The sequence below is a fragment of the Vreelandella massiliensis genome, from assembly GCF_900155385.1.
GTDB lineage: Bacteria > Pseudomonadota > Gammaproteobacteria > Pseudomonadales > Halomonadaceae > Vreelandella > Vreelandella massiliensis.
This window is the reverse complement of sequence record NZ_LT699745.1, coordinates 749,988-772,546: the sequence shown is the minus strand read 5'-3', so window position 1 is coordinate 772,546 and position 22,559 is coordinate 749,988. Positions and strand designations below refer to the sequence as shown.

Genomic DNA, 22,559 nt, shown 5'->3' with positions numbered 1-22,559 from the left:
TTGCGCCATTACCCTCATTTTTTGGCAGCCAGCTGCCGATCGTCAGCGGAGTCTTCATGACGCGACTTATCAATGCGGTCACCTCACCGGCCAAGCGGCTTTTGGCCTCTGTGATGCCAGTGGCGCTCCTCACGGCCTCGCTCGTCTCGATGGCTCCTTTTGCCCAGGCGCAGACCACCGAGATGCTGCCGAGCGACAACCTGTCGGCATCGAGCGAGCTAGACGACTTACCGCTGGAAGAGATCCAAACCTTGGCGGAAGTGTTTGAGCGCATCAAACGCGCCTACGTGGAGGAGGTCGACGATCGCACGCTACTGCGTAACGCCATGCGCGGCATGCTCAACGAGCTGGACCCGCACTCGGCTTACCTCGATGAAGAGGAGTTTCAAAGCCTGCGCGAATCGACTCAGGGCGAGTTTGGCGGTATCGGCATCGAGGTGGGCATGGAAAATGGCCAGCTGATGGTGATTACCCCGATAGACGATACCCCTGCTTCCAAAGCGGGATTAATGTCGCGGGATATCATTATCAGCATTGACGGCACGCCAACCGAAAGCCTATCGCTGCAGGAAGCCGTTAGCCTGATGCGCGGCGAGCCGGGCACCACAGTGGAAATATCGGTACTGCGTAGCGGCGAGGAGAGCCCGCGAGAATTTACTCTCACGCGGGAGGTAATCCGTACCGAAAGCGTTAAGTACGAACGCCTAGAACCCGGTTACGGCTACCTACGCATCAGCCAGTTCCAGTCGCGCACCGCCGAGCAAGCCCGCGAAGCGCTGCAAAGCATGGCGGACGAGGCCGAACTGAACGGGCTTGTGCTCGACCTGCGCAACAACCCCGGCGGCGTGCTGCAGAGCGCCGTGGATGTCGCCGACCTGTTCTTGGACGAAGGGCTTGTGGTGTATACCGAAGGACGTTTGGCGGACACGCAAATGGAGTTCTCCGCCACACCCAACACACCCGCCGGTGATATTCCGCTAGTGGTACTGATCAACGGCGGCAGCGCCTCGGCGGCGGAAATCGTCGCCGGCGCGATTCAAGATCAGCGCCGCGGGGTGATCATGGGCACCGACAGCTTCGGCAAGGGCTCGGTACAGCAGATCATGCCGCTGGGTAACGGCGAGGGGCTAAAGCTCACCACCGCGCTCTACTACACGCCCAGCGGCCGCTCCATTCAGGCCCAGGGCATCGAGCCCGACGTGGCCGTGGTGCGCGGCCGGCTTGAAGTCGCCGAGAACCAGCGCCAACTGCGCGAGGCTGACTTGGAGGGCCACCTGCGCTCCCAAGGCGAGACCCGCGAGCGCCAAGCATTGTCTCAGCGCCTGCGCGACGACTACCAGCTTAGCGAAGCGCTGAACCTGCTCAAAGCGCTCAACGTGGTGGACCGCCGCCGCAACTAGCGGCAACTCGCCGGCAAGCGGCCGCGCTCGCCGGTGGCTTGGCGCATCACCACGCGCTTGAGCGGCACCAGCCGGTCCATGCCGCTCATGCCGACATTGCGTGCCAGGGTCAAGGCAGGGTGCTCGGCACCGAACAGCAGCTTGAAGCCTTTCATCAGCCCCAGCATCGCGGCGTTATCCCCCCGGCGGCGGCGCTCGTAACGGCGCAGAATCGCCTCGCTTCCCCAGGGCGCGCCGCGCCGCCAAGCCTGCACCACCTCCTCCGCCAGCACCGCGGCATCCATCAGCCCAAGATTAACGCCTTGTCCCGCCAGCGGGTGGATGCTGTGCGCCGCATCCCCCACCAGCGCCAAGTGCGGCTGAACATACCGCCGCGCATGACGCTGCACCAGCGGGAAGCGGTAAGCGCTATCGCACACCTCAACCTTGCCTAAGCGGTGTTCGAAGGCCCGCCCCAGCGCCTCGCCGAGCGCGTCTGCGTCGAACTCGCATAGCACCTTGGCCCGCTTGGGCGAGGTGGACCAGACAATCGAGCAGTAGTGGTCGTCACCGGCGATAGTGAGCGGCAAAAACGCCAGCGGCTCACCGTCGCGAAACACCTGACGCGCGGTGCCGCCGTGGGGCTTTTCACAACGCACCGTGGTCACTACCGCGTGCTGATCCATGTCGTCCTCACTAACGTCGATCTCGGCCAAGTCGCGCAGTACCGAGCGCGCCCCGTCCGCGGCCACCACCAGCGGCGCATGCAGTTCGCGGCCCTTATCCAGCACCAGCCAGCGCCCCTTCGCCGAGGTTTGCAGCGCCTCAACGCGGGCGCCATCGATACGCGTGACCTTCGGGTGCCCGGCCAGCAGGTCGTTGAGGGCCGCGAGCGTTACCTGGTTTTCGACAATATGCCCCAGCGCCGGCACGCCGGCTTCGTCGGCGGAGAAGCGAATTTCACCGCTGCCCTCGCCATCCCACACGTGCATAAAGTGATACGGCGTGACTCGCGCCGCCGCCATTGCCGGCCATACGTTCAAGTGCGTTAAAAGCCGTTGCGATACCGGCGTCAGCGCGCTAACCCGTGGGGCGGGCTGGTTCAGATCCAGCGTCTCCAAACGTACCGGCGCTTCTTGGGCTTCCACCAGCGCCACGCGCATGCCCGCCTCAACGAGCAGCGCGCACAGCGTTGTCCCGACCATGCCGCCGCCGACGATCACGGCGTCAAACTCGCTCGTATCGCGGCTGTTATTTCCGTTCACGGTGTCCTGGTTCACGGTATCTGTATTCCCTTTGCTCATCAGCGTTCGACTCCCATGGCGCGACGCGCCAGGCTGCGGCGCAGCGGCCCGGCGAGGTTGAGACCGATAAGCCCCGCCGCGCGGGCGTGGCTCAATAGCGGCAGATCGAGACCAAAGAGCCTCACCAGCCCGTCGCTAAAACGAATGACATTGGCGCGGTCATCCTCGCGGCGGCGCTCGAACGCCTCAAGCAACGCCATTGCCCCTAGCGGCTGACCGGCAGCGAGGCCGTCACTCAGCGTATCGACCAGATCGGTCACCCCGCGCAGCGCCAAGTTAAATCCTTGCCCCGCCACCGGATGCAGCGCGTGGGCGGCGTTACCCAGCACCGCAAGCCCCGGTCGCACCGGCTCGCGCGCCGTGGTGAGGGTGAGCGGGTAGGCGTGGCGGCTGCCGACATGGGTAAAGCGCCCGGCGCGGTCGCCAAAGGCCCCCTGTAGCTGGGCCAGAAACTCACTGTCTGAAAGCGTCATGCGGGCTTTTTCCTCCCCGGCCGGGTGCGTCCATACCAACTCCATGGCGTTACCCGGTAGCGGCAAGAGCGCAATCGGCCCGTCGCGGGTGAAGCGCTCATAGGCGATGCCTTGATGCGGCTGGCTCACCGCCACATTGGCAATCAGCGCCGTTTGCTCATAAGGCGCATGCGCGTTGTCGATGCCTAGCTGCTCTTTTAACCCCGAGCGTCCGCCATCGGCGAGCACCGTCAGCGCTCCCACCAGCTCATTGCCATCAGACAGCGTCAGCCGGTGCCCTTCGGCGATCGGCGCGATCGTCTCCACCCGCGCCGGGCAGTGCCACTCAAGGGGAAGCCCCGTTAAATGGTAGTGGAGCACGCGCCCCATCCAGGCGTTAGGAATGACATAGCCGAGCGCGTCGACGCCCACATCGGCCGCGTTGAGGCGTGTGGCGCCAAAGCGCCCACGCTCGCTGATATGGATACGCTTGATGGGCGCGGCCTCTTGGCGCATCGCCTCCCATACCCCCAAGCGGCGAAAACGCTGTGCAGCCCCCTCGGCGATGGCGCTGGCGCGCGCATCAAAACTCGGCTGCCAGGTGAGCGGCGCCTCACTGGACGGCAATGGGGCAGCCTCAATGACCGCCACACGCAGCGCGTGGCGCTCGATGAGCGGCGCCAAGGCACAGCCGAGACTCGCGCCGACCAAGCCACCGCCAATAATCACGATATCGTGTGTCACTGCTTTTTTGGGCGTCACCATCGCGCACTCCAATCGTAATGTAAATTACATAACAGCACTAAAGGGCAGACAAGGCTGGTTATTTCTTCGCCATCAGCGCCTCAATATCCGCCACCTGTTTGGGCACATCGGCGGTGAGCACCTCGTGGCTGCTTTCCGTCACCACGACATCGTCTTCGATACGGACGGCGATACCCCGGTACTCAGCGGGGATATCGTCGTCAGTGGGAATATAGAGCCCCGGCTCAACGGTCAGTGCCATGCCCGGCGAGAGTGGGCGCGGCGTATCAGGGTCAAGGCGATACGTGCCCACATCGTGAACATCAAGCCCGAGCCAGTGCGACGTCGAGTGCAGATAGAAGCGCCGGTAGCTCTCGTCTTCGATGCGCGCGTCCACGTCGCCTTCCAGCAGCCCAAGCGTAATCAGCCCGCTCGTCAGGTCGCGCACCACGCCCTGATGAATATCGAACAGTGTGTTCCCCGGCTTAACCGCGGCAACCGCGCGCGCTTGAGCCTTCAGCACTACCTCGTAAACGGCGCGCTGCGCGGCGCTGAACGTACCGGAGACCGGAAAGGTACGGGTAATGTCGCCAGCGTAGAGATCAAACTCAGCGCCGGCATCAATCAATACAAGCTCCCCTGCTTTCAGCACCGCGCTGTTCTCAATGTAGTGCAAGACACACCCATTGGCGCCACCGCCGACAATCGTGCTGTACGCCGGCCCACTGCCGCCCTGCCACATAAATTCATGCTCTAACTCCGCCTGCAGCTGGTACTCAAAAAGCCCCGGCGCGGCGGCTCGCATGGCACGACAGTGCGCACGGGCGGAAATCGCCGCGGCGTGGCGCAACACCTCGATCTCTTGCGCGCTTTTGATCAGCCGCATCTCGTGGATCAGCGGGCTGATGTCCTGCCAACCGCGTACCGCTGCTTGGCCGCGCCGCTGGCCCGCTTTCGCTTGCTGATAGGCGTCTTCGGCCAGGGCCACGGCGTCAGCGCTGACTAGTGGCACGTAGAGCTGTTCGCGCCCCTGCAGCAGTTCTCTTAGGCGCTCATCGCGCTCGCCGTTCTCAAAGGCCTGATCCAAACCGTGTTCGCGCACCACCCCCTCAGCCCCCAGACGACGCCCGGTCCACGCCTCCAGGGTGGGGTCGCGCTCTTGGCAGAACAGGATGCTCTCACCGTTTACGTCTTCGTCGCCCTCTCCACTGCCTTTAGCACCCGGTAGCAGCACCAGCAGGGCATCGGGCTCGGTGATACCGGTCAGGTAATAAAAATCGCTGTTCTGGCGGAAAGGGAATTCGCTGTCATGGGAGCGCGTCACCAGCGAGGCACCGGGCAGCAGGACGGCGGCATTCGCGGGCAGCTGGCGCATCAGGGCGGCGCGGCGGGCGCGGTAGACCTCCGGCGAGATAGCGTCGGGGCGCGGGAGGACATCGGGCAGCATGCAAACTCCTTTTCAATCGGTAAGACGGATGGTGGCCACGTGAGGGCAAAGAGCGGGGGCGGTCAGTGGACCGGAGCATCGGACTGCTCCACCTGAGGCTGGCCGGGATGCTGTTCGGTATACAGCATCATCGCCGCCATGCGCGCGTGCTCGGTAAGGGCGAACAGATCGTTCTCGTTTTCTGGGCTATCGTCGATCTCGGTCTCGATTTGCGCCAGCGCCGGCAAGTCATCGAGCGCCTCACGCAAGGTTTGCGACCAGCGTTGGCGCAAGGTGTCATCCACCGCTTCATCGAGCACTTCGACAAAACCTTGCGCCCACTCCTTGAGCCCTTGAGCCTGCTCGGCCAGGGAGAAAAGTTCATCGGGCAGCAGCGGAGCGTAGTGCATTTCGCTGGCACTCAGCGCCTCAAGGGTCTGTTTGCGCCAGCCGAGTAGCCGCTCACCGCTCTCTTGATCCTTGGGCTGGTCGACCCCTAGCGTGATACACACCTCGTCAAGCCACGCTTCAGCGGACAGGTCTTTTAGCGCCAACAGCGCGCATAGCCGTCCGTCTAAAAAGGCCGGCGACTGCATGCTGCCGTGAAGGAGAAACACATCTGCGATGTCGGAAAAATCCTGGCGCTCGTCGATTAGGGACATAAAAATCACTCGCTTGGCAAAAGATCGTGTGAATGAGAAAAACGCAGCGCCCAGCCCCGCGCGTTGACCCCGCGCAAGCGGCTCTCTTATAGTAAACGCCGGTTATCCTTCCTGTGCAGTGATGTTAACGCATCGGTCAATCAAATGACCCGTGCCGGAGCCTTTATGAGTACCGCTAAGCGGCCAACCAAAGAAATTACCCTCCTCGGTCGCAGCTATATGATTGCCTGCGACTCGGGCGAAGAGACTAAGCTTGAGCGGGCCGCGCGTTACTTAGACCGCGCCATGCACGGCATTCACGCACAAAGCAGCGTTTTAGGCAGCGAGCGCATCGCCATCATGGCGGCACTCAATATTACCCATGAGTTACTCGAAACGCTGGATGAACGCCGCGATGACGAAGCCGAACTCACCCGCTTGAGCCAACGGCTGGAGAGCGCGCTGGAAAAAGCCTCCCACCGGCGTTAATGACACGCTTGCCTTTGGTATCGGCCATCGCTCTGTTAGGATGAAGAGGTTCCCTGGGGTGTGCGCCAGTCGTTTACGTCCCTTGAGCCTATGCGCAATACCTAGGGGGCCAAATGCTAGCCAGACCCGTGTGCATGTCCGTGCGACGGAAAGCCTAACGGTTTGGCTGCGGCCACCCACCTGAACCTTTGGGTTCAGGGCCAGAACGACAGCGGCACTCTGGGGAACCCACTGCCAAGAAAGGCTTAACATGCTCACTGACGACGCCACCGCCCACCATCGCGCCACCACAACACCGCTTGAAAAAACTGCCCTGCGCCGCGCGCTAAAACGCCGCCGCCGCCTTCTCTCGCCCCAAGCACAGCGCCTTGCCGCCGAAAAACTGAGCAAGCGCCTCAAAGCACTGCCCGAGATCCAGCGCGCCAAGCGCATTAGCCTCTATCTCCCCGTTCACGGTGAAATCGACCCCACACCGATCATTCCCTGGCTGCGCCAGCGTGGCGTCGGCGTTTACCTGCCCGTCCTGCGCCCGTTAGCGGACAATTCGCTCTGGTTTGTGGCTTATCGCCCCGACACCCCGATGATCAAAAACCGCTTCAACATTTGGCAGCCTGAGCTGCGCTTTAGCGCCCAGCGCCGCAACCGCCTGCCCGCTTGGGCGCTGGACACGATGCTCGTTCCGCTAGTGGGGTTTGACGCCAACGCCAATCGCATGGGCATGGGCGGCGGCTTTTACGACCGCACGCTGGCGTTTATCCGCCACCGCCGCCCGGCCCCGAGGCTGATCGGTGTCGCCCACGCTTGCCAGGAGGTGGATAAGCTGCCCACGGAACCCTGGGATATCCCGCTCAGCGCCATTGTCACCGATACCCACATCGTCCGGCCCTAACGCCATACACAGGCGCAAAAAGGCCGCGTGGCTAAATGCAACGCGGCCTTTTTGGGATGTTTTAGCGCGAGTAGGAAGCGTTAGCTGCCGGCGAGCGCCTGCGCGTACCCCGTTACCAATACCCCCAGCGCAAACACCACCATCAAAGACATGACCATATCTGGCTTTTTCCGACGCATGTTACTTCTCCACGATTTACCACAGTGCCAAACGTTAGATAATAATTTTTCTTTGCTAGTCGGTCGGTGCTCAAGAGATGAGGTTTTTACACTATTTTGCTGACGACTATTTCATTAGCGACTATAGGGCCAATCGGCTACGTCTCGCAATGGCTAAAGGCGTTATCGAACAGCGTTAGTTTAAGCGTTTGCCTTTGATCACACAGCACGGCAGTGCAGGGGTAGCGAGTAAGTATCCACTCACTTCAAACACATTACGTTACACTACCGCATAGAGACACTGATCCATAACCCTACGCCATAAAGAGCCGGTAGGCAGGGTTATCGCTCTCCTTCCAGTAGCGGTAGCCGATCGTATCCAGGTGCTTCTCCACGTTCACCCGGTCGCCGTTAGGCACCTGCATCCCGACCAGCACACGACCGTAGGCCGCCCCGTGGTTGCGGTAGTGGAACAGCGAGATATTCCAGTCTTGTGGCAGCTGCGTGAGAAAGTTCATCAGCGCCCCCGGGCGCTCGGGGAATTCAAAGCGGTAGAGCTCTTCGGCAAAGTGCTCGCTCGGCCGCCCACCACCCAAGTGGCGAATGTGCAGCTTGGCCAGCTCGTTGTCGGTCAAATCCTCGACCTGATACCCCGCCTCGGTGAGCTTGTCGATCACGGCTTGACGATCCTCTCCGCCCGGCTTGACCTGCACGGCGACAAAAATATGCGCTTCGTTTTCATCGGCGTAGCGGTAGCTAAACTCGGTGACCATACGCTTACCCAGCGTGCGGCAGAACTTTTTAAAGCTGCCGGGCTTCTCGGCGATGGTGACGGCTAAAATCGCCTCGCGCTGCTCGCCAAGCGAAGTGCGCTCGGCAATATGCTGCAGCCGGTCGAAATTGGTGTTCGCGCCGGAATTGATGCACATCAGCGTCTGGCCTTCCGCGCCCGTCTGCTGAATGTACTTCTTCAACCCCGCGAGCGACAGCGCCCCGGACGTTTCCGACACCGCGCGGGTATCCTCGAAAATATCCTTCACCGCGGCGCACATCTCATCGGCGGTGACGGTAATCACATCTTCGATCAGGTGCTGCATGATCGAGAACGGCACCTCACCAATTTGCGCCACCGCGACCCCCTCGGCAAATACCCCGACTTGATCCAGCACCACGCGCTCACCGGCGGCAAGCGCCGCTTTTAGGCAGGCGCTATCCTCGGACTCCACCCCGATGACTTGGATATCCGGGCGCAAATACTTCACGTAAGCCGCCACACCGGCAATGAGCCCGCCGCCGCCCACGGGGACGAAAATCGCATCGATGGGCCCGGCGTGCTGGCGCAGCATCTCCACCGCGATGGTGCCTTGGCCGGCCACCACGTCGATATCGTCAAACGGCGGAATGTAGGTGTAGCCGTGCTCTTGGATCAACGCCTGGGCATGCTCGGCGGCCGCGGCGAACGCATCGCCTTTCAGCACGACTTTCGCGCCACGGGCGCGCACCGCTTGTACCTTGATCTCTGGGGTGATCCGCGGCATGACGATGGTGGCTTTGACCCCCATCTGTTTGGCCGCCATGGCCAGCCCCTGGGCATGGTTACCGGCGGAAGCGGCAATGACGCCCTTGGCTTTCTGCTCATCGTTTAGCTGCGCCATCTTGTTATAGGCGCCCCGAATCTTAAAGGAGAAGACCGGCTGTAGATCTTCACGCTTAATTAAAATCGTATTGTTGAAGCGGCGTGAGAGAAAAGGCGCGGGGGAAATCGGGGTCTCGCAAGCCGCTTCGTAAACGCGGGCTTGGAGGATTTTCTTCACGGTAGCTTCGAGCATGCTGGTATCCCACAGGAGTGATGGCCATCGCGGCGCAGATCGGACAAAGCCCCTATTGGTAGCAGATAGCGCCTAGTGGCGTCTAGCACTTCAGCGCCGTTAGCAACATCGGCAGCGCGCTTTTCCCCCGCTATACTGTGCCTGCACTGTTTTGATTGAATAGTTTTACCAACGCTTCCCTTTGACCCAACGAAAGGCGCTCCATGACTCAAGACGAACTGAAAGCCGCCGTGGCTGATGCGGCGATAAAAGAGATCGAACCCTGGCTGGAGAAAGAGACCGTGCTCGGTATTGGCACCGGCTCCACGGCCAACTTATTTATCGACCGCCTGGGCAACTTCGCCGACCGTTTCAAGGGCGCGGTGGCAAGCTCGGATGCCAGCGCCAAACGCTTAAAAGACGTGGGTATCGATGTGCTGGAACTCAACAGTAGCGGCACCCTGCCTTTTTATATCGATGGCGCCGACGAAGTAAACGCTCACCTACAGATGATCAAAGGCGGCGGTGCGGCGCTTACCCGGGAGAAAATCGTGGCGGCGTGCTCACAGCGTTTTATCTGCATCGCCGATGGCTCCAAGTACGTCGCCCAGCTAGGCGCATTTCCCTTACCCATTGAAGTCATTCCCATGGCGCGCTCTTACGTCGCCCGGGAGCTTGTGAAACTTGGCGCCGAGCCGGTTTACCGCGAGGGTGTGGTGACCGATAACGGCAACCAGATCATTGATTGCTACGACTTTATGATCGACGACCCCAAAGCGATGGAAGCGACCCTTAATAATATTGTCGGGGTGGTCACCAACGGCTTGTTCGCTGCCCGCGGCGCCGATGTACTACTACTTGGCACGGCGGATGGCGTCGAGCGCACCGCGCTGCGGTAAATAACCCGGTCCGTTATCACCTTTCCGATTTTTAAGGCCAGCTACAAGCGGCTGGCCTTGATAACACATCCCCTCTGATGGCATCCCTTCCCTGCTTACCTAAAACCCCAACCCTCATGGTATGAGAAAAATCATACTATCTTGATGAGAAATATCATCCTTCCGCTACTTGTATCAAAATGTAAACAAAATTAGATTTAACGATACATAGCGCCTTGCTTGTATCATCTCGTTTCTTGGCGCGAGCACTACGATTGTCTAAAAAGGCTAGGGAGAGTACTCATGTCCACACTCAAAAAGCAGGTGCTGGTAACCGGCGGCGCTGGGTTTATCGGCTCGCACAGCGTCGAATTATTACTCCAGCACGGCTTTAACGTGCGGGTTCTGGATAATCTCTCCAATGGCCACCTAAGTAACCTCCCCATACACCCACGACTTGAGTTCATGCGGGGCGATATCCGGCATGCCGATGATGTAAAAACCGCCATGCACGGTATTACCCACTGCTTGCACCTCGCAGCCCAGGTGTCGGTGAGCAGTTCAGTGGAAGATCCCGTTGGCTCTGCCACCCACAATATCCTAGGGGCTCTCAACGTGATGCACGCCGCTGCCCAGGCCAAGGTAACCAAGCTGGTCTACGCTTCCTCCGCAGCGGTGTACGGCTCACCTAGCCAGCTACCTTTGCAAGAAGAGTGCGCCACTCAGCCCTTGTCGCCCTATGGGCTGGAAAAATGGGTCGATGAACGCTATGCCGCTTTGCTGCATAGCCTGCATGGCTTACCCAGCATGGGGTTACGCTATTTTAATGTCTACGGCCCGCGCCAAGACCCTCACTCCCCCTATGCCGGTGTCATCGCTCGGTTTCTCGACCGGCTACTCGATCATCAGGCGCCTGTTATCTTCGGTGATGGGCATCAGTCGCGGGATTTCATCTATGTCGGCGACATTGCCCGGGCCAACCTTGCCGCCCTGCTAAGCCCGCAGGATGGCGTCTGCAACGTGGCAACCGGCAAGAGCATCGATCTTCTCAACCTGCTTGGGCATCTTAGGCACCTGAGCCAGTGCCACCTCCCTGCTCGACACATGCCCGCCAAAGCCGAGGATATCCGCCACTCCTGCGGCGATACGCAGCGCTTGTTGGCGTGGTTGGCGCTTGAGCCGCAGTGGTCATTGCAGCAAGGCTTGGCCGAGCTGATCAACTATCAACGTCAAGTCCGGATGGCTCGCCCCACCGCTCTATCTGCCAACGCCTGACCACAGGCTGACTCCCGAAGGTGACTGTCATGAATAAACCGTTGTGTAGCGCGCTACTGGGAGCGGTGATGGTGCTTCTCCAGCCCTTTGCTCCGGCTCATGCTCAAACCGCTGAGCCGGTGAGCGCTCCCAGCGTTGCCTTCTACTACGGCAATGACGTGCCCGTGGAGCTGCTTTCGCAGTTTGACTGGATCGTGGTGGAAGCCGCCAACGTGGATAGCCACAAACAGCGCTTGCTTGGGCAACACGGGGGCCAGCCGCTGGCCTATGTGAGCATCGGTGAGCTGGATGCCTGGCGGGGTGCAGGCGTCGACTTGCCCACCGATGCGCTGGTGACACACAACGCGGCTTGGAACAGCCGGGTCGCCGATTTGACTCACCCCGAGTGGCAGAATTTTCTGATTGAGACGCATATACGGCCGCTCTGGGAAGCGGGCTACCGGGGGCTTTTTCTCGATACCCTGGATAGTTATCGCCTTTTTGCGCCCGAGGGTAGTGCCGCTGATCGCCAGCAGGCTGCCCTGGTTGAGATCATCACCCGGATACGGCGTGAGTTTCCCGGTATCCAGTTACTGCTCAATCGCGGCTTCGAGATCCTGGATAAGGTGCACGAGGACATTATTGGTGTGGCGGCGGAATCCCTCTACCGCGGCTGGAACCCTTCAACCGACATCTTCGGCGCGGTGCCCGAGGCCGACCAGGCTTGGCTTTACCAGCAACTTGCACGCGTACGCGACCACTATGGGCTGCCGGCCATCGCCATCGACTATGTACCCGCCGCTGATCGTGCCTTGGCACGCGAAACCGCCCAACGCATTCATGCTGAAGGCTTTATCCCTTGGGTGAGCGTTCCCCAGTTGAACCAGGTCGGCGTCGGGCTGATCGAGACCATCCCCCGGCGGGTGCTTATTCTGTTCGACAAGGAGGAGACGGAAGCCGGCGAATTGGCCTACACCAATGCACACCAATACCTCGCCATGCCTCTTGAATACCATGGCTATGGCGCTGAATACCGGGACGTGAACGGCCCTCTCCCCAGCGACGTGCTGCACGGCCGCTATGCCGGCGTGGTCACCTGGTTTAACGACTCAGTGAGCAGCACCACCGCCTATAGCGAGTGGTTGCAGCGACAGATGGAGGACGGGCTGCGCGCCGCCATTGTCGGCGATCCGGGCATCCCTTTGTCAGGCGGCCTGAGCAGTCTGATGGGGCTTCAAGCGGTTCATGGCCTGGCCGCGCAGGACCTAACGCTGGTCGAGCATGACTCACTGGTTGACTTCGAAGGGTTTTCCCAACCGCCGCCTTTACCGCAGACCAGCTATCGGCTGGTGGGAGAGGGCTTGACCGCCCACCTGACACTGCGTACCCCCAGCGGTGACACCGTGTCACCCATCGTGACGGGCGCCTGGGGCGGCTTAGCCAGCTATCCTTGGGTCTTACAGACGGCGAGCGAATATCAGCATCGCTGGAACCTCGACCCCTTCGCCTTTCTCCAGCGTGCCCTGGCCCTGCCGGAGATGCCAGTGGCCGATGCCACGACGGAAAACGGCGCTCGCTACTGGATGACCCAGATAGACGGTGACGCCTTTGTCAGCCGTGCCGACCTGCCCGGTACCCCCTTCACCGGCGAAAAGATACTGTCGGATATTTTGATGCGCTATCAGGTGCCCACCACCGTCTCCATCATCGAAGGCGAAGTGGGTCCCGAAGGCCTCTACCCCCAATACCGAGCCAACCTTGAGCCGCTTGCCCGCCGCATTTTCGCCTTACCATGGGTAGAAGTCGCCACCCATACATTCAGCCACCCCTTTGAATGGGAGAGCCTAGTGGAAGGGGAAATGGCCGGGCAGGGAGAGACTGCCGCGGGGTTCAACTACAACATGCCGATACCCGGCTACCGCTTCTCCCTGGAGCGCGAGATCGCCGGCTCCACCGACTATATCAATCGCCATCTGGCCCCGGCCGGCAAGCCGGTGAAGGTGGTGTTGTGGACCGGCAACTCGCTCCCCCCGGAAAAAGCACTGGCGATTGCCGACAAGCTGGGGCTGCGCAACATCAACGGCGGCAATACCAGCGTGACCCACAGCAACCCCACCATGACCCGGGTATCGCCGATGCTGCGTCCACAAGGTCGCTATTTGCAGGTGTACGCCCCGCAGATCAATGAAAATGTCTACACCAACAACATGCTGGGTCCGCTATGGGGCTATCGTCGCGCCATCGAAACGTACCAGATCACCGATCACCCCCGGCGCTTGAAACCCATCGATATCTACTACCACTTCTATTCGGCAGCCAGCCCCGGTGCCTTGCGTGCGCTGCATCAGGTGTACGAATACGTTGAAACCCAAGAAACCCTGCCGCTTTTCGCCAGTGACTGGAGCGATGTGGCCACCCAGTGGTACTCCACCGGTATTGCCCGGCGCCTGGATGGCGGCTGGCAAATTCGCGGCGCCGACCACATGCGCACGCTGCGCATACCTTCAACAATGGGCTGGCCCGATCTGCGCCGGTCAACGGGTGTCGCCGGAGTGCGCGATATTGCGTCGGGGCGCTATATCGCCCTCACCGGCCAGGGCGAGGCGGTGGTGTATTTCACTCCCAAAGCACCTCAGCTGCCGCATTTACGCCATGCCAACGGCCGCATTCAGGAGTGGCGGGCCGCCTCGCCGGACCAATTGAGTATCCGCTTGGCGGCGGAACACGTGCCCTTGTCCGTGGAGCTCGCCGCCACCCAAGGCTGCGAGGTTTCCGCCCCCGGCGCTCAAATTCAGCAGCGGGATGGCAGCACCTTTCTTCGCTTCTCCCGTCCTCGTCCCGGGCGGATTGAGGTGACCTGTGGCGCACGCTAAGCCTTCCTCAGCGCCATCGCGGCGCTTACTCAACCCGCTGACACGGCGTTTGATCGCGCTGGTTATCGCGTTAATGCTGGTGATGCTGTTTCCTGCCCACCACCTGTTGACCCTGGAGCGCAACGACAGCCTTCCCAGTCGCATCTCGATTCTCTACTCCCAGGCGCTACTCAATGCCAATCCCGATAACGTCTCCCTGCGCGTTAGCCTAGCAACCAAGTTGCTGCAGGTCGGCGAACTCGATATGGCCAAGGCCACACTTGCCCCGGTTGAGGGTCACCCCGACCCTGCCATTCAGTGGTTACGGCTCAGCATTGAGTGGCAAATGCTGGCTGCTATCCCGCAAGGCGACCCGGCACGCCCCGAGGCGATACAGCGCTTTAAAGCCTATTTGCTGGCCTTTCAGACCGATACCGTCCATCCCAACGCCTACTTGGAAACCATGGCCTCGTACTGGCTAGCGCTTGAGCAGCCCCAGCACGCCGCCCTGCTCTACGAGACGCTGAGCGAGCAGGACCCTGAGCGCCAGTACCAATGGCTGGCGCGCGCCGGTTATTGGTGGCTGCGCGCCGGCTACCCCGAGCGTTCAGCGGCCGCCTGGCACCGCGCCTATCAAGTCGCCGAGACCAAGGTTGTCAACTTGGGATGGCTCTCCTGGTTCATTGCGCCGGCACTCGCCCAGGAGAGTGACAGCACGGCAACCTCTCCCCGCCGCGAGGCCGCCCTAGAGGCCCTGCGCTCGGCCCAGCAAAGCCAAGAAAGCGACGGTGTGGGCTATGCTCGGGAGTACTTGACGGTCTACCCACGCGACTCAGAACTGCTAGACCTGGGCATCCGCCTGGCGTTATCCCACGGCCAACCTGAACAGGCCCACGCCTGGTCCCAGCGGCTAATTGAACTACAGCCGAATACGGCAAACCTTGAGCGCCACGTGAGTATCGCACTTGGCCTCACCAAGCTTGAAAGCGCCCTCAGCGCGCTGAACCAATTGCGCCAACTGCACCCGGAGCAGACCGGCTATCTGGAACAGTTTGCCCAGACGCAGCAGTGGTCAGGCGATGTCCAAGGCGCGCTGAAAAATGCCCAACAGTTGGCCCAACAGAGCGGCGAAGCGCGCCACTACCGCTGGGTCATTACCTTAGCCCTCAGCGTTCGGGAACGTCATACCGCCATTAAAGCGCTGAGCCAACTGGCGCGTAACGACGCCATCACCCTGGAAGAGCGCCGTTTATGGGTGGACCTGCTGGAAGAGCTTGGGGAGCCCGATGTGGCCATTCAACGCATTCAAGCCTGGCAGGCTGGTGGTCTTCACGATGAGGCGCTGGGTATTCGGCTTGCGACCTGGCAGGAGCAAACCGGGCGCCTGGAAGACGCCGCCGCCACCTGGGCGGCGCTCAGCACCCGGCACGGCACGCGCCCCGAATTCGCCCAAGCGCGCAGCCAGGTCCTGGCGCAGAACTGGCAGCTTGAGCGTGCCTTGGAGGTGTTGAACGACGCACCGCCTTCCTCAATGAGGGACAGCGCAGCGCCCTTGGATCCAACATCCTTAAATCAAAGCGCCGAATTGGCATGGACACTGGGCGATAGCGAAACCAGCCTGACCGCGTATCGCGCTATGTTCGAACAGGACGCATTGGATGGGGAGAGCGCCTCTCGGCTGATACAAGCCGCGGCCGATCATGGCGATATCGATCTGGCCATGCGCGTTTCACAGCAGCGCTGGACTCAGGCGCAGGATGGCGATGCGCTGATACAGATGCTCTATGTGGCCCAACGTGAGCGCCAGAGCGAACTTACCCGAGAACTGCTGGCCATGGCAGAGCAAGCGCCGGCGCAGTTTGCCCAATCGGCGGATTACTGGGCGGCACGGGGCCAACAGGCGCTGCTGCGGCAGGCCCCCGACGAGGCAATCGAGGCTTACCAACGCGCCCTGGCGCTCTCCGACAATGACCCCGGCTTGCGCGCCGGCATGCTCTATGCGCTGATCGCAGCCGGAGAAGACGCCGCCCTGCGTCAACGGCTAAAAGCGTGGCAGGAGCAGGCGGCCCAGACCCCGGTGATGATGAGTGCGATGGCCGAGTCGCACCGCCATCTCGGCAACTTGCAGCAAGCCCTTAGATGGTATTCCTTGGCGCAAGAGGCGCACGTCATGGATGCCTGGCAAAAGCTGTATCACGCCGATGCACTGGCCCAGAGCGGTCAAGCGGCTCTCGCCTTCAACATGCGCCTAAAAGCGCTCAACTCGCTATCGCCAGGCCTCACACAAAGCCTACAGGAGACACCCACAAAGCCGCTCCCCGTCGAGCAGCGCCGTGAACATACCCAAGCAATGGCCCTGCAGGCGCAACTAAAGGGCCCCGAAAGCGTTCGCGACTGGTACAGCCAGCTGGTAAAAAACGCCTTTATCGAAACCACTCCTCAGGCCAGCGATAGCGAGTGGCTGTTTGAAGCGCATACCGCCATGCGCCAGCCCATCCACGCACGTTATCTGCTGCTGCGCGCCCAGGCCCAAGGCCACGTCAGCCCTGCCTGGCAAACCCTGGCCGTCGCGCTGGAAAAAAACGACCGCGATACGCTGGCAAAGCTACTGGATAGCGAGGCGGGACGTACCCTTCCAGCCACCGACCGGCTGGCCATCATGCGCCAACTCGACCGCCGCCAGCCGGCCCAGTTGCTTGCCGAAACGCTCACCCACGGCGGAGTCGATCGTCGCCGCGATGCGCTGGAGCTGGCCACGCAACTCCCCCACCGCCTGGCGACGACCGCCGAATATCGTCGCCTGGGCGAGCTGGATATTAGCTCCCAGCAGGCGCTCTACGAGACCAGCGGCGAGCGCTTCTGGGGCCAATTATTACTGGTTCAGCGCCAGCTGGACGCTTCCACGGTGGATGTCGATAGCGAGGGCGTCACCGATGAGCAAGGCGCCGAGCTGCAGCTGGGTTGGAACGGCCCGCGCGCCGATACCACGCTAAAGGTCGGCAGCCACCAGACCGATCGTGTCGACCGGCCTTACGGGGGCATCTCGCAGCGCTGGCAAGCCACCTCGCGCCTGGCCGGCACGCTCTACGGCGAGATCAGTCACGCCTCCGATATCAACGACCGGATGCGCTTATTAAGCGTGGAAGACCGGGTCGGCGCGCAGCTTGAGTGGACGCCCACGGCGCGCGACACCCTGACGCTCGATGTCAGCCACGTGGACCTGCAAAGCCGCGAAACTCGCGACACCTTGGGCAGTGGCTACCGCGTCGATGCCGCCCTGCGCCACGCCCTCATCCAAGGTGCTACCCGCCAGATGGAAGTGAGCCTGTTGGCCAATCACGCCGACTACCGCTTGAAAGACAGCCTGCCGGACGATATCGCCCGCCGGCTACCGGCGGGCACCCAGCCGGATGATTTATTGACCGACCAGACCGGTTTTGTCGGCGTGGGCATCACCCTGCGACGAGGCGAGCCCTCAAGCAGCTACCCCACGGTGGCCTCCCCGCGCATCGAACTCGGGCTGGAGGCGGGTTACTTGATGCCGGATAACCAGATCGGCCTCAATGCTCGCCTGGCGATAGGCAGTCGCATTTTTGGCAACGACTCGCTAAGCCTGCGCCTAGAGGCCGACCAGGGAGCCGGTGACAACGGCAACACCAACCTCGGTGCTTCCCTGACGTATCAGTACTTTTTAGGCCATTGACATGCCACAAAACCATCAACAACAACCGCTCTTTCCCCCACTGCTGGCGCCGCCTATTAGGCGCTCTCGGAGATAACGCTATGTCTACTTACCTATGTCGTCGCCCGGTATTTTTTGCCCTGCTGATAGCTCTGGCCGTGCTAAGCGGCTGTGCCGTGACCGATGTGCACCGGGGTGAACCGCTCGCCAGCCAAGCCGGCTGGGCGCTTCTGCCCCTTGCCAACCACTCTGAAACGCCGCTGGCTGGGCAGAAGGCCGAAGCCAGTTTGATGACGCTGCTGCACCAGCATGGCGTCAGGTCGCTGGCCCAGGCGCCACGGACCGCACAGGCGGGGCTAATTGATCTCCCCAGCGACCGCGACTACCGCGCCGCCCTCACCTGGGCGCAGCAGGAGGGGATTCGCTACGGCATCACAGGCTCAGTGGATGAGTGGCAGTACAAGGCCGGCCTGGACGGGGAGCCCGCCATCGGCATCAGTTTGCGGGTGGTGGATGTCAATAGCGGCGAAATCCTGTGGAGCGCCAGCGGCGCCCGCACCGGCTGGGGGTTCAGCACCACCAGCGGCGTCGCGCAGAAACTGATGGCGGATCTGATCGAGACGCTTCCCCTGCGCCAATGAGGACACCCACCATGGCCACGCGTATTGCTGAGCTGCAACCCTCCGAGCCTCCCCGCTGGCTGCGCCTGCTGGAAGCCCTGGTGATTACCCTGGCGCTACCGGGGTTCGGATGGCTGATCAACCCCGATGATCCCTTGCTGCTTGGCAGCGGTTTGACCTGGCTACTGGCCATCGCCCCGCTGCTTGTCGGCATGCGATACGGCTTCGCCATGGGCTTTAGTAGCGCGCTGCTCGGCGTCACGCTCATCGGCATCGAAGGGTGGTGGTATCACGGCGATGTGCTGATCGACCGCGCCCAGCGCCTTCCCATCGCGATTGCCTTGATATTGGTGGGCATGGTCGCAGGCGAGATGGCCGATGTATGGCGCCGGCGCCTGCAACAAATGGCCGTCATCCACCATGCGCAGTCGACGCGCCTGGAAGAGTTTGTGCGCCACTATCAGTTACTGCGGGTCTCCCACGATCAGCTAGCGGAACGCCTGGCGGCCAATCCATTTACCCTACGCGACGCCCTGAAAGCGCTGGAAGTGAAATTCCAGCACCTTACCCACAGCCAAGACTCCCTCACCCACTTCGGCAGTGAACTGCTGACGTTCCTGGCCCAGCATGGCCGCATGCAGCAAGGGGCCCTGATCCCGCTTGACCGTCAGCAACAGCTCGATTTTGAACACGCGATTTGGTTCGGCGGTGAGGCCCCGATCGACTCGCGTGACCCCATGCTGCTGGCATGCCTGGAACAGCGCCGCATGATCTGCCTGAAAAGCGCCATGGAGCAGGGCATCAACGTGGATAACGCACCGCTCATCGCCGTGGTGCCGCTGATTGATGTCGAAGCGCACATTTATGCCGTGGTGGCCGTAACCGCCATGCCGTTTATCGATTTTCACCGGGGTCACCTGCACCTCCTCGCGGTGCTGGGGGCGCAGCTTGGCGACATGCTGCACCAAGGGCAGCGGCCCCTACGCGGCGCCATCGCCGACCAGCGTGCGTGCGTCGCCAAATGGGTGCGCCACGCGCGCGATCACCAGTTAACCTCGCTGCTGGTGTTGGTCGACTTTTCCGCGCAACTGAGCCCTGCCCAGGTACAGCCCGCTATTGACAAGATCTTGAACCAACAGCGCGGCCTTGACCGTGGCTGGGCCACCTTTGATGACGACCTCCACCACCGGCTCTACGTTTTGCTTCCCCTCACCCCGCCTCAGGCCTTCGATATCTACGCGCAGCGGCTACAGGAAATCTTCGCCTCACAACCCGGCATAGGTAAAAACTGCTGGCAAATCAGCATTACCCACCAAGTCATCGATGGTCGTCTGTCCGCCAAGAAACTGCTGGCGCGCCCGACTCACCATGGGGTGCCCCATGTCCACGCGTGACACGGCGAAGCGCTTCTCGCCTCTTAGTAGCCTGCCTTGGCTTACCGCCGGGTTGATAGTTGAAGCGGGGGCGGCCTACCCCTGGCAGGAGGCGATCACACCGCCGAGCGCGGAAATGGTGGCGCTACATGGCGTGGCCTCGGTGTTGCTTGCCGAGGGACTGCGCCGCGCGCTTCCCACCGCTTACCGGCGCCCCATCGTGGGGGTACTGCTGTTTTTTGCTCTGTTGCTGTTTGTCTTGCCCGGGGTGGGCTTTCTGGGCCTAGCATTCGGCCTTGTCCCCATCCTGCACCTTGCAGTGCCTCGAGGTGAGTCACGCTGGCAAGCGCTCGAATTCCCGTCCTTGCCTTACCAGCCCCTGACGCCCCCCAGCGCGGACTCGGTGGCCATGCGCGAGGGGCTCACCAGCGTGCTGAGCTACTCGGACAGCAGTCGTCAGCGCCAAGAAGCGATCCTGGCTTGCCGCCATTTGCCACGTCGCCGGGCGGTCAGCTTGTTGCGTCAGGGCTTGTCCGACCCCACCGACGATGTGCGCTTGCTGGCGTACTCCATGCTCAGTGGGATTGAGCGCGACCTCGATGAGCAAATTCAGTCCCTTTCCGCCGCCCGCCAAGACAGGGGCGACCCCTTTGGCCACCACGCGGAAGCCTTGGCCATGCTCCACTGGGAGTACGACTACCTCAAACTGGCCCAAGGCAGTACCGCGCGTTTCTTGTTACACCAGGCACAGGGGTATCTCGACCAGGCGATTCACTGTGCCGATAGCGCCCACCGCCGGCTATTGCGCGGGCGTTTGTGCCTGGCACTCGATGACGCCCAGGGCGCGGAAACTGCCTTTCTTCAGTGCCAGCGCTTGGGCATGCACGACGACGATCTCGCCCCCTATCGCGCCGAGCTCGCCTTCCAAACCCGGCAATACACCTCACTACACGCGCATCTTGCGCGGCTTAGTCCCGCTGCGCGCGCGCAACCGATTCTGCACCCTTTGCTGGAGTACTGGCGATGACATGGCCCACCCTAAAACGGCGAGACGCCCCTGCCGATGTGGTATTACTGCTGGAAGGCACCTACCCCATGGTACGCGGCGGCGTTAGCGCCTGGATCGATCAACTGATTCGCGGCCTGCCCGAGCTGCGCTTCGCCCTGGTCTTTCTAGGCGGATGCCGCGAACACTACGAGGGAATTCTCTTCGAATGCCCCGCCAATGTGGTGCATCTGGAGTGCCACTACTTGATGGACGACCTACCCACGGCCAAGGCCATCAAGGCACGCCGGGGTAAAAAACGCACCTTTGCCAAAGTGCGCGAGTTCCACCAAACGCTGCGCCACGCCGAGCCAAGCGAACAGGATCGAGCGCTGTGTGACATGGCGCGGCTACTGGGTCGTCGTGGCGGCCTTAGTCAGGAAGATTTCCTGTACAGCCAGGCCGCGTGGCAACAAATCGTCGATCACTATCTTGAGCGCGCCACCGAGCCCTCCTTCATCGACTACTTCTGGTCGGTGCGCAATATTCACGCCCCTCTCTTTCTTTTGGCGCGCATCGCCCACGCTCTGCCTCGGGGGCGCTGCCTACACGCCATCTCCACCGGCTATGCGGGTTTTTTGGGGGCATTGGCCCATCACATTCACGACCTCCCGCTGTTGGTGACCGAACACGGCATCTACACCAAGGAGCGCCAGATCGACCTGTTGGAAGCCAAGTGGATAAAAACCTCCACCGATGCGCTCTCCCACGGTTTTCAGATCGATACCGGCTATATCCGTCAGATGTGGATTCGTTTTTTCCAGGGGCTAGGCCGCATGGCTTATGGCAGCGCCAAGCAGATTACCGCCCTACACGAAGGTAATCGCTTACGTCAGTTGGAAGATGGCGCCCCCAGTGAGCGTACTCGCCTGATTCCCAACGGCATTAATATCGAGCGTTTCGCTCCGCTACGCGATGCCACCGCCGGTAACCGCGCGCCGATCGTGGCACTGCTGGGGCGCGTGACGCCGATCAAGGACATCAAGACGTTTATCCGCGCGATGGGGCAGTTGAGCGACCAACTGCCCGAGGCGCAGGGCTGGATCGTCGGCCCCACCCGCGAAGACCCCGCCTATGCCCAGGAGTGCCGCGATCTGGTGGTCCAACTGGGGCTGGAAGAGCGGGTACGGTTTCTAGGGTTTCAGCGCACCGAGGAGATCCTCGCTCAGGTGCGCCTTGTGGTGCTGACCTCGATCAGCGAAGCGCAGCCTCTGGTGGTACTGGAAGCCATGGCAGCGGGTATCCCGCTGGTGTGCAGCGATGTCGGCGCTTGCCGTGAGCTAATACTCGGCGACCCGGCAAATCCCCAGGCGGCGGGCAGCATCGTGCCGATTGCCAGCCCTCTGGCAACGGCGCAGGCCATGTATGACTTGCTGACTCAGCAAGACGTGTGGCAGGCAGCGCGCGCGACGGCTATCGCCCGGGTGGAGGCCGAATACACCGAAGCGCTGATGATGGCGCGCTATCAACGGCTCTACCATGAAGTGATACACCCAACCGGCCACCCTCAGGGCATGACGGCCCCATCACCCGCTCCAGCACTCGGCACGCCCTAGTCCACTCGT

The 22,559-nt window shown here is 61.6% G+C and carries 16 protein-coding genes and 1 other RNA gene; 12 read left to right on the top strand and 5 right to left on the bottom strand.

The window, feature by feature from the left end:
• The first annotated feature begins 56 nt into the window (after positions 1–56).
• Positions 57–1,400, top strand: coding sequence for a S41 family peptidase (locus BQ9846_RS08190; RefSeq protein ID WP_075880531.1), 1,344 nt, complete (start codon positions 57–59; stop codon positions 1,398–1,400).
• Here the strand turns inward: BQ9846_RS08190 and BQ9846_RS08185 are convergent.
• From BQ9846_RS08185 to BQ9846_RS08170, 4 genes are all read right to left on the bottom strand, one after another.
• Positions 1,397–2,683 (bottom strand): UbiH/UbiF/VisC/COQ6 family ubiquinone biosynthesis hydroxylase, encoded by a 1,287-nt coding sequence (locus tag BQ9846_RS08185; protein ID WP_083651528.1) that lies wholly within the window; start codon positions 2,681–2,683, stop codon positions 1,397–1,399. The two genes, BQ9846_RS08190 and BQ9846_RS08185, sit on opposite strands and share 4 nt — an antisense overlap.
• Positions 2,683–3,900, bottom strand: coding sequence for a 2-octaprenyl-6-methoxyphenyl hydroxylase (gene ubiH / locus BQ9846_RS08180; RefSeq protein ID WP_075880530.1), 1,218 nt, complete (start codon positions 3,898–3,900; stop codon positions 2,683–2,685). Before ubiH ends, BQ9846_RS08185 begins: the two co-directional genes overlap by 1 nt.
• 58 nt (positions 3,901–3,958) lie before the next feature.
• Positions 3,959–5,326 carry a Xaa-Pro aminopeptidase gene (pepP, locus tag BQ9846_RS08175; protein WP_075880529.1) on the bottom strand — a complete coding sequence of 456 codons (1,368 nt, stop codon included), beginning with the start codon at positions 5,324–5,326 and terminating at the stop codon, positions 3,959–3,961.
• Positions 5,327–5,388: 62 nt separating this feature from the next.
• Positions 5,389–5,967, bottom strand: a complete 579-nt coding sequence (locus BQ9846_RS08170; RefSeq protein WP_075880528.1) for a UPF0149 family protein — start codon at positions 5,965–5,967, stop codon at positions 5,389–5,391.
• A gap of 165 nt (positions 5,968–6,132) precedes the next feature.
• On the opposite strand from BQ9846_RS08170, the gene BQ9846_RS08165 reads away from it, so the two are divergent.
• From BQ9846_RS08165 to BQ9846_RS08155, 3 genes are all read left to right on the top strand, one after another.
• Positions 6,133–6,435, top strand: coding sequence for a cell division protein ZapA (locus tag BQ9846_RS08165; protein ID WP_075880527.1), 303 nt, complete (start codon positions 6,133–6,135; stop codon positions 6,433–6,435).
• 47 nt (positions 6,436–6,482) lie between these two features.
• Positions 6,483–6,665, top strand: a non-coding RNA gene (gene ssrS / locus BQ9846_RS08160) — 6S RNA.
• 20 nt (positions 6,666–6,685) lie between these two features.
• On the top strand, positions 6,686–7,324 hold the full coding sequence (locus BQ9846_RS08155) for a 5-formyltetrahydrofolate cyclo-ligase (protein ID WP_075880526.1): 639 nt from the start codon (positions 6,686–6,688) through the stop codon (positions 7,322–7,324).
• A gap of 472 nt (positions 7,325–7,796) precedes the next feature.
• Here BQ9846_RS08155 and ilvA read toward each other — a convergent pair whose 3' ends face one another.
• Positions 7,797–9,311 (bottom strand): threonine ammonia-lyase, biosynthetic, encoded by a 1,515-nt coding sequence (gene ilvA / locus BQ9846_RS08150; protein WP_075880525.1) that lies wholly within the window; start codon positions 9,309–9,311, stop codon positions 7,797–7,799.
• 203 nt (positions 9,312–9,514) lie between these two features.
• Between ilvA and rpiA the strand changes: the two genes are divergently transcribed.
• The 8 genes from rpiA to pelF all read left to right on the top strand — a co-directional run bounded on the left by rpiA (position 9,515) and on the right by pelF (position 22,550).
• The gene (gene rpiA / locus BQ9846_RS08145) at positions 9,515–10,189 is read left to right on the top strand and encodes a ribose-5-phosphate isomerase RpiA (protein WP_075880524.1); all 675 of its coding nucleotides are present in this window, start codon (positions 9,515–9,517) and stop codon (positions 10,187–10,189) included.
• A 282-nt stretch (positions 10,190–10,471) separates the two neighbouring features.
• Positions 10,472–11,443, top strand: coding sequence for an NAD-dependent epimerase/dehydratase family protein (locus BQ9846_RS08140; protein WP_075880523.1), 972 nt, complete (start codon positions 10,472–10,474; stop codon positions 11,441–11,443).
• Between the two features lie 29 nt (positions 11,444–11,472).
• On the top strand, positions 11,473–14,295 hold the full coding sequence (locus tag BQ9846_RS08135) for a bifunctional glycoside hydrolase/polysaccharide deacetylase family protein (protein WP_235818942.1): 2,823 nt from the start codon (positions 11,473–11,475) through the stop codon (positions 14,293–14,295).
• Positions 14,282–17,977, top strand: a complete 3,696-nt coding sequence (locus BQ9846_RS08130) for a tetratricopeptide repeat protein (RefSeq protein WP_075880522.1) — start codon at positions 14,282–14,284, stop codon at positions 17,975–17,977. Before BQ9846_RS08135 ends, BQ9846_RS08130 begins: the two co-directional genes overlap by 14 nt.
• 80 nt (positions 17,978–18,057) lie before the next feature.
• Positions 18,058–18,597: a hypothetical protein gene (locus BQ9846_RS08125; RefSeq protein ID WP_075880521.1), complete on the top strand. Its 540-nt coding sequence runs from the start codon at positions 18,058–18,060 to the stop codon at positions 18,595–18,597.
• Between the two features lie 11 nt (positions 18,598–18,608).
• Complete coding sequence (locus BQ9846_RS08120) at positions 18,609–19,970, top strand: PelD GGDEF domain-containing protein (RefSeq protein WP_075880520.1); 1,362 nt, start codon at positions 18,609–18,611, stop codon at positions 19,968–19,970.
• The gene (locus tag BQ9846_RS08115) at positions 19,957–20,976 is read left to right on the top strand and encodes a HEAT repeat domain-containing protein (protein ID WP_075880519.1); all 1,020 of its coding nucleotides are present in this window, start codon (positions 19,957–19,959) and stop codon (positions 20,974–20,976) included. The genes BQ9846_RS08120 and BQ9846_RS08115 overlap by 14 nt, the downstream gene beginning before the upstream one ends.
• Complete coding sequence (gene pelF, locus BQ9846_RS08110; RefSeq protein ID WP_075880518.1) at positions 20,973–22,550, top strand: GT4 family glycosyltransferase PelF; 1,578 nt, start codon at positions 20,973–20,975, stop codon at positions 22,548–22,550. Before BQ9846_RS08115 ends, pelF begins: the two co-directional genes overlap by 4 nt.
• Positions 22,551–22,559 lie beyond the last annotated feature (9 nt).